The 13,841-nt window shown below is 36.1% G+C and carries 11 protein-coding genes; all 11 read right to left on the bottom strand.

The annotated features are described in order from the left end of the window. Nucleotides 1–176 precede the first annotated feature (176 nt). A complete protein-coding gene (locus J3495_RS12675) occupies nucleotides 177–830 on the bottom strand; it encodes a CoA transferase subunit B (RefSeq protein WP_210666913.1) in 654 nt (217 codons plus the stop codon). Nucleotides 831–923: 93 nt separating this feature from the next. Beyond that, nucleotides 924–1,625, bottom strand: a complete 702-nt coding sequence (locus J3495_RS12680; protein WP_210666914.1) for a CoA transferase subunit A — start codon at nucleotides 1,623–1,625, stop codon at nucleotides 924–926. A 192-nt stretch (nucleotides 1,626–1,817) separates the two neighbouring features. Further along, nucleotides 1,818–4,124, bottom strand: coding sequence for a penicillin-binding protein 1A (locus tag J3495_RS12685; RefSeq protein WP_210666915.1), 2,307 nt, complete (start codon nucleotides 4,122–4,124; stop codon nucleotides 1,818–1,820). Between the two features lie 2 nt (nucleotides 4,125–4,126). After that, a complete protein-coding gene (locus tag J3495_RS12690) occupies nucleotides 4,127–4,612 on the bottom strand; it encodes a gliding motility lipoprotein GldH (protein ID WP_210666916.1) in 486 nt (161 codons plus the stop codon). Next, nucleotides 4,596–5,936, bottom strand: a complete 1,341-nt coding sequence (locus J3495_RS12695; protein ID WP_210666917.1) for a PSP1 domain-containing protein — start codon at nucleotides 5,934–5,936, stop codon at nucleotides 4,596–4,598. Before J3495_RS12695 ends, J3495_RS12690 begins: the two co-directional genes overlap by 17 nt. 169 nt (nucleotides 5,937–6,105) lie before the next feature. Continuing rightward, nucleotides 6,106–7,092: a virulence RhuM family protein gene (locus J3495_RS12700; RefSeq protein ID WP_210666918.1), complete on the bottom strand. Its 987-nt coding sequence runs from the start codon at nucleotides 7,090–7,092 to the stop codon at nucleotides 6,106–6,108. 258 nt (nucleotides 7,093–7,350) lie between these two features. Beyond that, entirely contained in the window at nucleotides 7,351–8,709 is a 1,359-nt protein-coding gene (gene trhO, locus J3495_RS12705) for an oxygen-dependent tRNA uridine(34) hydroxylase TrhO (RefSeq protein WP_210666919.1), read from the bottom strand. 327 nt (nucleotides 8,710–9,036) lie between these two features. Beyond that, the gene (locus J3495_RS12710; protein WP_210666920.1) at nucleotides 9,037–9,447 is read right to left on the bottom strand and encodes a BrxA/BrxB family bacilliredoxin; all 411 of its coding nucleotides are present in this window, start codon (nucleotides 9,445–9,447) and stop codon (nucleotides 9,037–9,039) included. 285 nt (nucleotides 9,448–9,732) lie between these two features. Continuing rightward, on the bottom strand, nucleotides 9,733–10,917 hold the full coding sequence (locus tag J3495_RS12715; RefSeq protein WP_210666921.1) for a lycopene cyclase family protein: 1,185 nt from the start codon (nucleotides 10,915–10,917) through the stop codon (nucleotides 9,733–9,735). Nucleotides 10,918–10,935: 18 nt separating this feature from the next. After that, nucleotides 10,936–11,400, bottom strand: a complete 465-nt coding sequence (locus J3495_RS12720; RefSeq protein ID WP_210666922.1) for a thioredoxin family protein — start codon at nucleotides 11,398–11,400, stop codon at nucleotides 10,936–10,938. Between the two features lie 155 nt (nucleotides 11,401–11,555). Next, the gene (locus tag J3495_RS12725; protein ID WP_210666923.1) at nucleotides 11,556–13,820 is read right to left on the bottom strand and encodes a TonB-dependent receptor; all 2,265 of its coding nucleotides are present in this window, start codon (nucleotides 13,818–13,820) and stop codon (nucleotides 11,556–11,558) included. Between the last annotated feature and the right edge of the window lie 21 nt (nucleotides 13,821–13,841).

Raw genomic sequence — 13,841 nt, forward strand, 5'->3', positions numbered from 1 at the left:
GTCAAATCAAAAACAGTTATAAAACGAAAAACGCTTATAGCGGATTTTTTAAAGTCCTGTTATAAGCGTTTTTTTATTGTCTAAAAAATAAACCTGATCAAAATAAGGGATGTTTTTCAGTGCCCTCCTATTACAAGCCGGCTTTTTGGTGATTTTTATTAAAAAAAGAAAATCGTTTAGATATTCATTTCCGGAATTTCGCCTTCAATAATCAATTCTGCTTCTGTTGAAGCAATAATGTGCTCAACAGAAACACCTGGCGCGCGTTCTAAGAGCTTAAAACCCTTTGCAGTTATTTCCAGAACAGCAAGCTCAGTAACCACCTTTTTCACGCATCCTACACCCGTTAATGGCAAAGTACATTTTTTTAAGATTTTTGATTCTCCGGCTTTATTAACATGCATCATGGCTACGATTATATTTTCGGCAGAAGCCACCAAATCCATCGCTCCTCCCATTCCTTTTACCATTTTGCCTGGAATTTTCCAGTTGGCAATATCACCATTTTCCGAAACTTCCATAGCACCTAAAATAGTCAAATCTACTTTTTGGCTTCGAATCATTCCAAAACTAAAAGCCGAATCAAAAAAACTGGCTCCGGGAAGTGTCGTAATCGTCTGTTTTCCTGCATTAATGATATCTGCGTCTTCTTCTCCTTCGAAAGGGAAAGGCCCCATACCCAAAACACCATTTTCACTCTGAAACTCCACAGCAATATCTTCTCTAACGTAATTCGCAACCAAAGTCGGAATTCCGATGCCTAAGTTGACAAAATACCTGTCTTTTACCTCTTTTGCAATTCGTTTTGCAATATCTTCTTTTGTTAACATATTTTTGAATGTTTCAATTTGGAAATTAGACAATTAGATAGAGCCTTGTGGCATAATCCGATTAATTATCTAATTGTCATATTTTCTAATTATCTAATTCTTTTTACGAACGGTGCGTTGCTCAATACGTTTCTCGAATTTTTCTCCCTGAAAAATACGCTGCACCATAATTCCTGGTATATGGATTTGATTGGGATCTAAAGTGCCAACCGGAACCAATTCTTCGACCTCAGCAATTGTAATTTTTCCTGCACCTGCCATACAAGCATTAAAGTTTCTGGCGGTTCCTTTAAAAATAAGATTACCAGCCTCGTCTCCTTTCCAAGCTTTCACAATAGCAAAATCGGCTTTGAAAGCTTCTTCCATAATGTGCATTTTTCCGTTAAATTCGCGCACTTCTTTTCCTGCCGCCACTTCGGTTCCAAAACCTGCTGGAGTAAAAAAAGCAGGAATTCCAGCCTGTGCGGCGCGAGAACGTTCTGCCAGAGTACCTTGCGGAATTAACTCCACTTCTAGTTCGCCCGACAGCATCTGACGTTCAAACTCGGCATTTTCACCCACGTACGAAGAAATCATCTTCTTGATTTGTCTTTTTTGCAAAAGCAATCCTAAACCAAAATCATCTACACCTGCATTATTAGAAATACAAGTAAGATTCGATATTGATGTTGCTACCAAAGCTGCGATAGTATTTTCTGGAATTCCGCATAAGCCAAAACCGCCAAACATAATCGTCATGTTGCTTTCGATTCCTTTTATTGCTTCCTGAACATTATTTACTTTTTTTGTAATCATATCAAATGGTCTTTATTGACGTATAATTTTGATAAAAATAAAGTTTTTTGATTAAATAATAGTTATTTCATAAAAAAATAATAGTCAAAGCAAAAAAAAGCCTTTTGGATCTTCCAAAATTAAGGAAGAAACAAAAGGCAATACTTTATTTTTATAAAATAAAAACCTACTTAGAAAGAGGTCAATTTACAATTACAGTTCAAATTCGTCTGTACTTTGCTCTGTCTGAGTAGTATCTTTTACGACAGCTGGTCTAACGTAACAATCTACTTTTATGCTCAAACCAGGAGGACGATCGAATGCAGATTTTGAAACCTGAAGCCCTGCGTCAGCATAGCATAATTTCATAAAATAAGCCCAAACCGGCAAAGCAGCTGTTGCTCCCTGACCATACGTCAAGCTTTTAAAACGTGCCGAACGATCTTCGCAACCCACCCAAACACCTGTTACTAGATTTGGAACCATACCCATAAACCAACCATCTGATTGGTTTTGTGTGGTTCCGGTTTTACCCGCAATTGGGTTTTTGAACATGTACGGATATCCTGTCCAGCGATTGTCGCCATTACCACCGCCTTGTGTACGCAAACGCGCACCAGATCCAGTCTCGGTAACACCTTCCATCAATTTAATTACGGCAAAAGCAATATCTTTATTTAGTACATCGTGTGATTCTGGAATTGGCTCATAGATCACCTCGCCACTTTTGTTTTCAATACGACTTAAAAACTGAGGTTTTACATACACTCCCTGATTGGCAAAAGTGCTGTAAGCCGCTACCATATCTTCTACTGTAGCATCTACTGCACCAAGCGCTATTGAAGGTTGAGAAGGAATATCAGACTTGATTCCTAATTTATGCGCCAGTTCTACCACCGCATCAGGACCAGTTCTGTCTATAAGTTTTGCAGAAACCGTATTGATAGAGTTTGCCAAACCTTGCTTTAAAGTTACCATACCACGGTATCTATTATCGGAGTTTCTTGGTTCCCAATCTTCAGTAACATTATGTTTCCCTTTATGAATCATAAACGGACCGTCAAGAATAGAGTCACAAGGCGACATGTTAAGTTGCTCGATTGCAGTTGCGTAAACAATTGGTTTGAAAGTAGAACCTACTTGTCTCGCTCCTTGTCCTACGTGATCGTATTGAAAATATTTATAATTGATTCCGCCTACCCAAGCCTTGATACTACCTGTCTGAGGCTCCATCGCCATTAAACCTGACTGCAGAAAATGTTTGTAATAACGAATAGAATCCAACGGAGTCATCACAGTATCACGTTCTCCTTTCCAGGTAAAGACGCGCATTTTAGTTTTTACTTTAAAAGAAGCTATAATATCTTCTTCACTTTTTTCTAAATCTTTCATCATGGCCCAACGGCTCGAATTTTTCATGGCTTGCATCATGATTCTATCCGTTTCGGCTTTTGTAATATTCAAAAAAGGCGCATTCTTATTGGTTTTCGATTCAATAAAAAATTGTTCCTGAAGATTTTTCATGTGAGCCAAAACAGCCTCTTCGGCGTGCATTTGCATTCTCGAATCTATGGTAGTATAAATTCTCAAACCATCTTTATAAATATCATAATCAGAACCGTCTGGTTTTTTGTTTTCAGCCATCCATTTTTTCATGTAGTCACGCAGATATTCTCTAAAATAAGTTGCCATTCCCTCGCGGTGGCTTTCTAACTTAAATTTTAAGTTTATTGGTAAGGCTTTGTACTTCTCTTTTTGAGACTCCGTAATCATCTTGGCTTTTACCATTTGACCCAGTACTACATCACGACGGTTTTTAACACCAACAGGATTTCGCAAAGGATTATAAAGAGATGAATTATTAAACATTCCAACTAATATTGCCGATTCGTCTATGGTTAAATCTTTAGGCTCTTTAGAAAAATACGTTTGAGCTGCAGAACTTACCCCAACAGCGTAATTTCCGAAATCGTATACATTACAGTACATCGCTAAAATCTCATTTTTGGTATACTGCCTTTCCAGACGAATTGCAATAATCCATTCTTTTATTTTTTGCACTATTCTAAAGGGCAAAAAGCTAGATCCTCCACGATGAAATAATTGTTTTGCTAACTGCTGTGTTAAGGTACTAGCTCCTCCATTGGTCCCCAAGGAAAAAGCAGCTCGCAAAGTTCCGCGTCCATCAATACCCGAATGCTCATAAAAACGAGCATCTTCGGTAGCAACCAAAGCATCTACAAGGTTTTTCGGTAAATCCGAATACTTCAACTGAGACCTATTGGTTTTAAAGTACTTACCGATCACGACTCCATCTGAAGAAATAATTTCGGTAGCCAAATTAGAATCCGGATTTTCTAAATCTTCAAAAGAAGGCATCGAACCAAAAAGTCCCCATGATGCGAACAAGAAAAACGCCAGGAGCGCTAGTAGCCCGTAAACGAAAATTCGCCAAAATTTCTTTTGATAATACTTAATATCTTTAACACTATTTGGTTGATTGTTTTTTGTGGTAGCCATAACTATTTCAAATCTTTTTGTTCTATTCTAAAACCTACATCAGTGATACCCTCTAAAGCCTGAACTCCGGGAATCTTTCCTGATTCTCTAACAGCTTGTTTGATATGTACTTTGTATTTTCCTCTAAACTTTACTCCTTCTTTAAAATATAGTTTACTTTCTTTAATATCCGAGAAACCTTCTCCTAAAAGTGTGCCGTCAGGATTGGCCATTAAATATTCTAAAGTGTCGACTTTTGTAAATCCGTTTGGCGTTTCGATAGCCACAATCAAAAAAAGATTATTGAACGGATAATTGTTATTATCTCTCAAATTTACAAATAAATCATATCTTTTTGTGGAGTCTAAAACGGGCAAATCAAAGGTTACAATACTGTCTTTGTGCCACGCACTTCCAACAGATTTGTACTGATCAAACACTCTTTTTTTATCACAAGAAAAAAGAAGTATCCCTACCAAAAGAAGAATTCCGCTATTTTTTATTCTCATTTTTAGTAATAATTATAGGTTTTCTAGGTTCGCCTTGCTTTTTTTCGTTCGAATTATTGTTGGGTTTGTTCGAATTATTAGGCTTGTTATTATTCGGTTTGTTGGGTTTATTTGGGTTTCCTCCTCCGGCCTTTGGGGCATTGATATTGGTATTTGCCTGAGGTTTCGGGGCGTTGGCCACAATCGCATTTTCTGTTGGTTTGCGTTTGCGATTTGGTTTTTTCTTTCTTTTCGGCTGATCAAAACGAGTTAAACTTTCCTGCCCCATAGCGTTATTAAAATCTTTTTCAGGCTCTAAAGTCACCTCAATAGCAAAATCTTCCAAAGACGAAACTTTGTTTTTTTGCTTATTCTCGGCAATAATTTCTTTTACCTGATCAATTTTTAAAACATGCCAGTTTGCAAAATTATTGGTGTAAGCAAACCACATCAATCCCTTAAAAATATCTTGTTTCTGGCAGATTGCGTCTCCTTTTTCGGTAACCAGCTTGGTATCGTAATCCGGAAAATCTTTCAGGGCATCCATGTACGTATCCAATTCGTAATTCAGGCAGCATTTTAGTTTTCCGCATTGTCCTGCTAATTTTTGAGGATTCAACGAAAGTTGCTGATAGCGTGCCGCCGAAGTATTGACACTTCTAAAATCGGTCAACCAAGTAGAACAGCAAAGTTCTCTTCCGCAAGAACCAATACCTCCTAAACGAGCTGCTTCCTGACGAAAACCCACTTGCTTCATCTCTACCCTTGTGCTAAATTCTTTAGCAAAATCCTTAATCAAAAGTCTAAAATCGACTCTATCATTGGCGGTGTAATAAAACGTAGCTTTCGAACCATCGCCTTGAAATTCGATATCCGAAATTTTCATTTCCAGCTTGTGCTGAATGGCCAATTCTCGGGCACGAACTTTCATTGGTTCCTCGCGTTCACGCGCTGCAGACCAAATATCAATATCTTTTTGAGATGCTTTTCTATAAATTTTAGGTACTTCATTACTCTCGTGATTGACCCCTTTTTTCTTCATTTGAATTTTTACCAATTCGCCTGTCAAAGTTACGATCCCGATATCGTGTCCCGGTGAAGCAACAGTAGCCACAATATCACCAATACTTAACGTTAATTTTTCTGAATTTCTAAAAAATTCTTTGCGTCCGTTCTTAAAACGCACCTCAACACAATCAAAAATAGCCTCTCCATTAGACGGACTCATGTTTGAAAGCCAGTCAAAAACTGTTAATTTATTGCAGCTATCGGTGCCGCAAGTCCCATTATTTTTACAACCTTTTGGTGCGCCACCATCTGAGGTTGAACAACTTGTACATGCCATAATTTTATATGTAGTGTTGCAAAAGTGCAACTTAAGTTCATAAACGTTTGATCGGTAAAGATAGTATTTTTTTTAGTTTGCTTTTTATCGATTAAAACTAAAGGGTTGTTAAATAAAAAAACCTATTCTGTTTGACACAAAATAGGTTTTTAGATGTTTTTTAAATCTGTTATTTTAGTTTTTTTATTTGTTTATCAAAATCAGAAATTATTTTTTGTGTTTTATTAAAAACCTCGTAAGCTTTAATTGCTTTTTTGTCAGCTTGCAGTTTAGAAATTTTTCCTTTTCCTTCTATTATTTTATAATCATTAAAAGATAAAAACTTATTAACGCTTGCAGCCAATTGTTCCATTGTAAAAGTGTTTTCACGCTCTATCAATCCTTCTATATAATCGAAATATCCAATTACAGTGCGCTCCAGTTGTTTAATTTCTTTTTCCTGCAAATAATTTTTAGCAACAATTACATCCGATTTCAAAATTCTTCCATTTGGACTATTTTTCCAAGTAGTCAATCCCATATTTTCTTTTTTGGCATTCGCGGTTTCAAGTATTATCTCGGCCGCTGTTTTACCTGTTATGGCATAATGAAATTTATTTTGAATTGTAGCATAAAAGTTTTTAGTTATTTCGGCATTGCTATTATAGTCGATGCTGCATTCGGCAAAAATATCTGTGATTTGCTGATAAATTCTCCTTTCACTCGCCCGAATCGAGCGAACCCTTTGCAATAATTCTTTAAAATAATCTTTGCCAAAAATAGCCTGAACTTGTTTTAAACGATTGTCATCTAAAACGAAGCCTTTTATAATATATTCTTTTAAGGTTTGAGTTGCCCAAATACGAAACTGTGTGGCTTTGGTTGAGTTTACTCTATAACCAACAGAAATGATGGCATCGAGACTATAGTGTTTTACCTTGTATTTTTTACCGTCTGAAGCAGTTGTCGAGAAAACCTCGGTAACTGAATTTTCTTCTAATTCATTACTTTCAAAAATATTTTTTAAATGTAATGAAATATTATCTGTGCTACAATCAAATAATAATGCCATTGCTTTTTGTGAAAGCCACACCGACTCATTTTGTAACAAAACATCAACGCGTATTTCACCGCTTGGTGCAGTGTACAACACAAACTTTTTTAAATCATCCTCCATAATTACTTTCTCTCTGTTACGATTATCGTATTCAACTTAACAGGTGAGTACTTTGACAAAAATAACGATTGTTGGGCAAAAACCGCTGTTTTAAAACTGTATCAGCATTTGTTTTTTAAATTTTAACTGCTTCCAAAATCTTTACAGGCAAAAAGAACAACTATATACTTTTTCAAGCTTAGTGAATGATATTCGTAAAAAAAACCTATTCTGTTTGACACAAAATAGGTTTTCTTTAAATGAAAATTTTAGAAAAATTTATCCTAAAATCTTATAAATTTTATCAGACAACCTGATTCTGAAAGGAACTTCAAAAGTAACTTTATTGCCTGCTTTTGCTATTGTGTTTTCGGCTCCGTCGACAATCATTTTGTCTAAAACCAATTCCTGATTACCTGTAGTTGGTCCAGAAATTAAGATGGTATCACCAATGTTTAGCTCTTGATTTTCTATCGTAAACTGTCCTACTTGTGCTTTTACGTAGTAATGTTCTGCTTTTCCAAGCAATACTTTTTTTACTTTTACTTTCTGACGAATATCAACTTGCTTCTCGGCTGCTGCCAAAGCTGTATCGGCCAATTCTCCAGAATGTTTGAATTTTAAATTTTCTGATTTTCCTTTTCTAAAAACTTTGTTCCCAACCTGTTTTCCAGTTCTTAACCGCACCTGATCTACCAACGGCATGTGTATGATTTCTAAACATTCGGTAGAACAGCAATTTTCCATTGCCGCTTTACATTCATCACATTGAATAAACAACAAATGGCATCCGTCATTTTCGCAATTGGTATGGTTGTCGCAGGGTTTTCCGCATTGGTGACATTGCGAAATAATATCTTCTGTGATTCTTTCGCCAAGACGATTATCGAATACAAAGTTTTTCCCGATGAACTTGCTTTCCAGACCTTCTTCTTTTAGCTGTTTGGCATAATTGATGATTCCGCCTTCTAACTGAAAAACATTTTTGAAACCCTGGTGTTTAAAATAAGCACTTGCTTTCTCGCAACGAATTCCGCCTGTGCAATACATGACCAGATTTTTGTCTTCTTTATGGTTTTGAAGCTGTTCGTTGATTATGGGCAAACTTTCTCTAAAAGTTTCGACATCCGGCGTGATGGCGTTTTTAAAATGCCCTACTTCGCTCTCGTAATGATTTCTAAAATCGACTACAATCGTGTTTGGATCTTCGAGAATTTCATTGAATTCCTTGGCTTTCAGATGAACGCCTATATCGGTTACATCAAAAGTCTCATCGTTTAAACCATCTGCAACAATTTTATCACGGACTTTAATCGTTAATTTTAAAAAGGAGTGATCATCATGTTCTATCGCTTCATTCAAACGGATGCCTTTCATAAAATCGTATGTTTCGAGAGTTCCTCTAAAAGCTTCTAAATTGTCGGCAGGAATACTCATCTGAGCATTTATGCCTTCATGGGCAACATAAATTCGGCCTAAAGCATCAAGTTTGTTCCAGGCGATAAATAAATCATCGCGAAATTTTTTGGGATCTTGAATTTTGGCATACGCATAGAAAGACAACGTGAGTCGTTGTTTACCGGCATCATCGATCATGATGGCTCTTTCTTCTGCGCTTAAAGTGTTGTACAGTTGCATGCTATAAACAGTTTTTAAGTTTAGAAATTATTTTTTTGTGCTGCAAAAGTAGCAAAAAAGGTTCGAAGTTGCAAAGACTTCTTCTAAGCGGTTAAGATTCTGAGTAGCTAAGGCGCTAAGGTTTTTAGGATTCATTGTAAAGACTAAAGTTCTTAAGAATTTTGATTTTTAGCCCAGATGGAAGCGGCATCCTTTTGTGCCGGGGTTCGGCACAAAAGATATAGCGGACAGCTGGATTGGCTTCAAACAAAAAAAACTGCCTAAATAAATAGACAGTCTTGTATAACTTAGAACCTTAGCTACTCAGAACCTCAGCACCTAAAAAAATTAACAATACTCATTAAACGCATCTTGCAAATTCTCAGCGATTAATTCAGCTGGACGACCTTCGATGTGGTGACGTTCTAGCATGTGAACCAATTCTCCGTTTTTAAACAAAGCCATAGAAGGGGATGATGGAGGAAAAGGAAACATGTGTTGTCTTGCAGCATCTACCGCTTCTTTGTCAACACCCGCAAAAACCGTGATTAAGTGATCTGGTTTTTTTGCTCCATCCAAACTCATTTTTGCTCCCGGACGTGCATTTCTTGCAGCACAACCACAAACAGAATTCACAACAACTAGCGTGGTACCTTCAGCTTTGATTGCATTATCTACAGCTTCTGCACTATGTAAATCTTGAAAACCAGCTGCTGTTAACTCAGCCTCCATTGGTTTTACCATTTCTTGTGGATACATATTTTTATCTTTTAAATTTTACTTTTTGACTTGCAAAGTTACAAAGTTTACTCGCAACAACTTAATTTGAAGTATAAAGTTTTGTTATAGTTCCATTGATATATACTCTTTACGAAATATTCAACAAAGATAGACCTTGAATTATCATTCCGACTGAGGAGGAATCTCAACAAGTAACTCATCACAGAAATTTATCAATCTTTGTAGAACTTCTCACGGAGATTCCTCCTCCATCGGAATGACATACCAGGCCCAAAACTATTTCAAGATCTGCTTGAAAAATTTTTATTTAAATAAAACCCGAAACAAAGCTTTTATAAACGGCATTTTCGGGCATTTTAAAATTACTTTCAGATCTTCCCATAAACTGGTTTCTTCGTCTAGAAATTTAAAAATTAGACTTGGATTTCCTTTTTTAAATAATGAAGAAAAAATAAGGCTTCCCAACTCATTATGACGGTACAAAACATCCAAAAGCAATAAATCATAATACCAAAATTTGTTTTTTTTATGAAAATCAGACATTTTAAGTGATCCTGATGGCATTAGAAGCGAGGCCGAAGGAGCTAAAAACGCCACCAATTGAGATGATTTTTTTTCTGAATTTTTAAAAGTATAACCCGTACTGGCTTTTGTCCATCCGCCAGCAGTTCCTATATTTAATACTCTTTTGGTGTTTTTTTTCCAAAACGGATAGCAGGTCATCGGAATACTGCCTTGTTCTTTTTCTGTAATTTCAAAATGATCGGCACCTAAATTTTTTAAGTATATCTGAATTTCATTTTCGTATTCCTCTTTCGAAAGCAAATTTTCAGAAAATAACGTATATTCAACCAAAGCTTCGGTTTTTGAAGCGGGTAAAACATACATAAACCGCGTATTGCCTCTTTGTTCTACAGAAAAATCCATAAAAGTGGCCTGTTCCGGATCAAAAATTTCCTTCTCAGATTTTACAAACCATCCCACAAAATGTTGCTGCAAAACAGGATATTTTGTGTGATTGGCGACAAACTCTTTGGTGTAAATACTATTAAACAAATAATCACAAGTATATCTGTTTTCTTCTGTTCCGACAAAAACATGATTCTCTAATTCATTAATATCAGTCACTTTTTCGCGCAAAAAAACTACATTTTCTTGCTTTGAAAGAGCTTCAAAAACAAAATTGTAAAAATCCAATCCTCGAATTTGATTGTATTGATAAGGTTTTAAATCCAAATCAGATCTAAAATTTTCATTGGCAAACAAAGCCGAATCCCAATTCTTTAAAACAATCGAATTCCAAACTGTAGCATTTTCATTCCAGAAACACCAGGTTCTGTCGTTGGTTTCCTTTAGATTTTCATCTAATAATGCAATTGATTTATGAGAAAAACTGCCCGATTGCACCATTTTGTAAACAGTCATCAAAGCGGCCAAACCTGTTCCGGTAAAGATGTAATCGTAATGTTTGATTTGCGAAGAATTCATTTTCAAAAATAAGAAATTTTATTCTTTCAATTTTCCTAAAAGAAATTTAAAATCGCTTGCGCTAATAAAATTATGATACTGCAGAATGATCTCGTTTTTATCGTTCATGACACATAAAGCAGGATAGACAAGCTGTTTGTCAGCGGCTGCTAACTGAATAGCGAGTTCGTGAACGCCAACATTATTCCCCGAAGGTTTGTAATAAAAAGTATGATTATTGAACGTAATGTTGCGTTTTTCTTCTGCATTGAAATCTATGAAATAAAACTCCGAATTCAGTCTTTCACTGATTTCCTGATTTTTGAAGGTCGTATTCTTCATTCGTTGACAAAACTGGCACCAATCGGTGTGAATAAACACGATAATTTTTCGCTTTTGAATATGTTGCAAACTATCAATCGCTTCAAAGGTTCTACTTTTTAGCTGACAGAAAGCTGTTGAAGTTATTCCAAAAAAGAATAAAATTAGAAATAGCTTTTTCATTTGTTTAAAATTATTTTGCCACCGATTTTAGTGATTTTAATGATTATAAAAAAAATGTTAAATCTGCGTGCTAATTATTTAATTCGTTTGAGATTCCTAAGAAATCTCAAACTGATGTAAAATCTTTTTCAATCCTTTAAATCTGTGACAAAAAATTACCTCAAAGTATATCGCAATCCAAAAAACCCTCGAATCGTTTGATTTTGCCCGTACACATACGTCGTATCAAATGTTAAACCATAAGGATTTTCAGGCGTTACCATTACTTTTCCAGCAGCATCGTATTGCACATTTTTATCGAAAGGATCATTGGCTCTCGAAATCAAAAACGGATTATTTTGCTTTGGAGTAAAGTTTAGCAAATTTTTGATTCCGCCGTAAAATTCAAAATCTTTCCAACCCAAATATGTCAACTGAATGTTCTGGATACTGTACCAGGGCGATTTCGGGCTTCTCGGATCGTATTCGTTCAACAAAGGGAGTTTCATCGGGCTGTAAACATTTCCGGTATAATCTAAAAGCAAATTCCACGGTTCAATTCTATAAGAAACACTCCAGGTTCCGGTAAAATTTTCTGTTAAAAAAGGTCTTTCCGAAATTCCGTTTTCAACATTTTTATTGTCTAAAAGAGTTGCTCCGACAATCATCTTCAAACCTGCCGGAAAATTAACATCTACATTTGTGCTAATTCCTTGGCTAATAGCGTGACCATTGATGTTATCATATATAATTTTGTTGGGATCGGCCTCGTAATCCGAAATAATTTTATTGCTAAATCGAGTATAAAAAGCCGTAGTTTCAATTCCGATAAAAGTGCCGTTCTCGAAGTTTATTTTCTGAATGTAATTTAGATTAACGTTGATAGATTGTTCTGGCTTCAGATCATTCTCAATCACTACATCGCGAGAGCCAGTAAGGGCTGCGTGGTCTTCTGTAAATAAATTGACAACCCGAAAACCAGTTCCGGCATTCAACCTAAAAATCGCATTGTCGTTCTTTTTCCATCGATAAGCGACTCTCGGCGTGTAAATCGAACCATGAATTGAATTATAATCATAGCGCATTCCGAGTAAAACCTGATTTTTAGGATTGATGGTAATTTCATCCTGAACAAAAATCCCGGGCAGCCAGGTATTTTCGGCTTCTTTTGTGGCAGTTGTATTGTCGTTGTAATACGAATATCGATTGGCAATTCCGGCAAGGAAATCATTTTGACCAATCTTTTTATCCCAAGTCAATTGCAAAAAACCAATTTTCTGATTGGCGATATACGATGTAGTTCCGTAGCGACTATCCTGATAATGCACATTTCCAGAGAAAGAAAGCATCAATTTTTCTTCAAACGGCAATTGATATGTTCCGATCAACTCGCCACGTTTGGTATAAATACTTTCGCCGTAAATTTCATCGCCTCCGCGAAATTTTTTCTCCCAATGTACATCGCCACCCCAGCGATCCTCATACATTCCCCGCGCTGCAATGGTAAAAAGGCGACTGTTTTCTCTTGCAAAACTCCATTTATTAAAAACCGAAATTCGTTCAGATAAAGTAACATCTGTAAAATTATCCTTGTCTTTATCGACAACCTGATCGTAGTTAAAGTAGTTCAAACCCAACAAAGTCGTTGCTTTTTTTCCAATATTAAATTTCATCCCCAGATCAAGATTACTTTCAAAATAAGTAGTTGTAAAATAATCTGCCGAAAAAATGGGCGCATTGACAGGGTTTTTGGTAATAATATTAATCAATCCGCCAACCGCCTCGCTGCCGTACAAAGAAGAAGCAGGGCCTTTGACGATTTCGATCCGTTCGACCAAAGAATTCGGAATTCCCGACAAGCCGTACACCGTAGAAAGACTGCTCACAATGGGCATTCCATCAATCAAAACCAAGGTATATGGGCCTTCTAGACCATTTATATGAATATCGCCTGTATTGCAGACGCCACAATTAAGTTGTGGCCGCACGCCATTTATGTTTTGAAGCGCTTCGTAAATACTGGCCGTTGGATTTTTTTTGAAAAAAACTGGCGAATACACCTCTACCGGAACAGCACTTTCTAACCTTTTTACAGCTTTTAAAGTTCCCGAAACCACGACTTCGTTAAGTTGATTTTGATTATCCTTCAATTCAAATTCTAAAGAATCACTTGATGAAGAAACCTCAATTTTCTTTTTTAAAGTTTGAAAACCCACTTTTGAAACTTGAACAGCATAATTGCCAACAGGCACATTTTCGATTAAAAAATAGCCCAAACTATCCGTAACCACTTCAAGATTGGTGTTTTGTAAATGCACATTTGCCATGTAAACTTTCTTCCCTTCAGACGATACAAAACCCGTAATTGTAGCTCTTTCTTGTGCAAAAGAAAATTGTAAACCAAACAATATCAATAACCAAATTGATTTTTTTATTTTCATAAAATTAAATTTAGACAAAGC

Origin of the sequence: Flavobacterium geliluteum, from assembly GCF_017948595.1 — a bacterium.
Taxonomy (GTDB): domain Bacteria; phylum Bacteroidota; class Bacteroidia; order Flavobacteriales; family Flavobacteriaceae; genus Flavobacterium; species Flavobacterium flavipigmentatum.

Bases quoted from the DNA above. Each gene is read 5' to 3' on its own strand.
- J3495_RS12715 (WP_210666921.1), bottom strand. From the start codon at position 10,917: ATGAATTCTTCGCAAATCAAACATTACGATTACATCTTTACCGGAACA.
- J3495_RS12710 (WP_210666920.1), bottom strand. From the start codon at position 9,447: ATGTATCCACAAGAAATGGTAAAACCAATGGAGGCTGAGTTAACAGCA.
- J3495_RS12725 (WP_210666923.1), bottom strand. From the start codon at position 13,820: ATGAAAATAAAAAAATCAATTTGGTTATTGATATTGTTTGGTTTACAA.
- J3495_RS12700 (WP_210666918.1), bottom strand. From the start codon at position 7,092: ATGGAGGATGATTTAAAAAAGTTTGTGTTGTACACTGCACCAAGCGGT.
- J3495_RS12695 (WP_210666917.1), bottom strand. From the start codon at position 5,936: ATGGCATGTACAAGTTGTTCAACCTCAGATGGTGGCGCACCAAAAGGT.
- trhO (WP_210666919.1), bottom strand. From the start codon at position 8,709: ATGCAACTGTACAACACTTTAAGCGCAGAAGAAAGAGCCATCATGATC.
- J3495_RS12690 (WP_210666916.1), bottom strand. From the start codon at position 4,612: ATGAGAATAAAAAATAGCGGAATTCTTCTTTTGGTAGGGATACTTCTT.
- J3495_RS12720 (WP_210666922.1), bottom strand. From the start codon at position 11,400: ATGAAAAAGCTATTTCTAATTTTATTCTTTTTTGGAATAACTTCAACA.
- J3495_RS12680 (WP_210666914.1), bottom strand. From the start codon at position 1,625: ATGATTACAAAAAAAGTAAATAATGTTCAGGAAGCAATAAAAGGAATC.
- J3495_RS12685 (WP_210666915.1), bottom strand. From the start codon at position 4,124: ATGGCTACCACAAAAAACAATCAACCAAATAGTGTTAAAGATATTAAG.
- J3495_RS12675 (WP_210666913.1), bottom strand. From the start codon at position 830: ATGTTAACAAAAGAAGATATTGCAAAACGAATTGCAAAAGAGGTAAAA.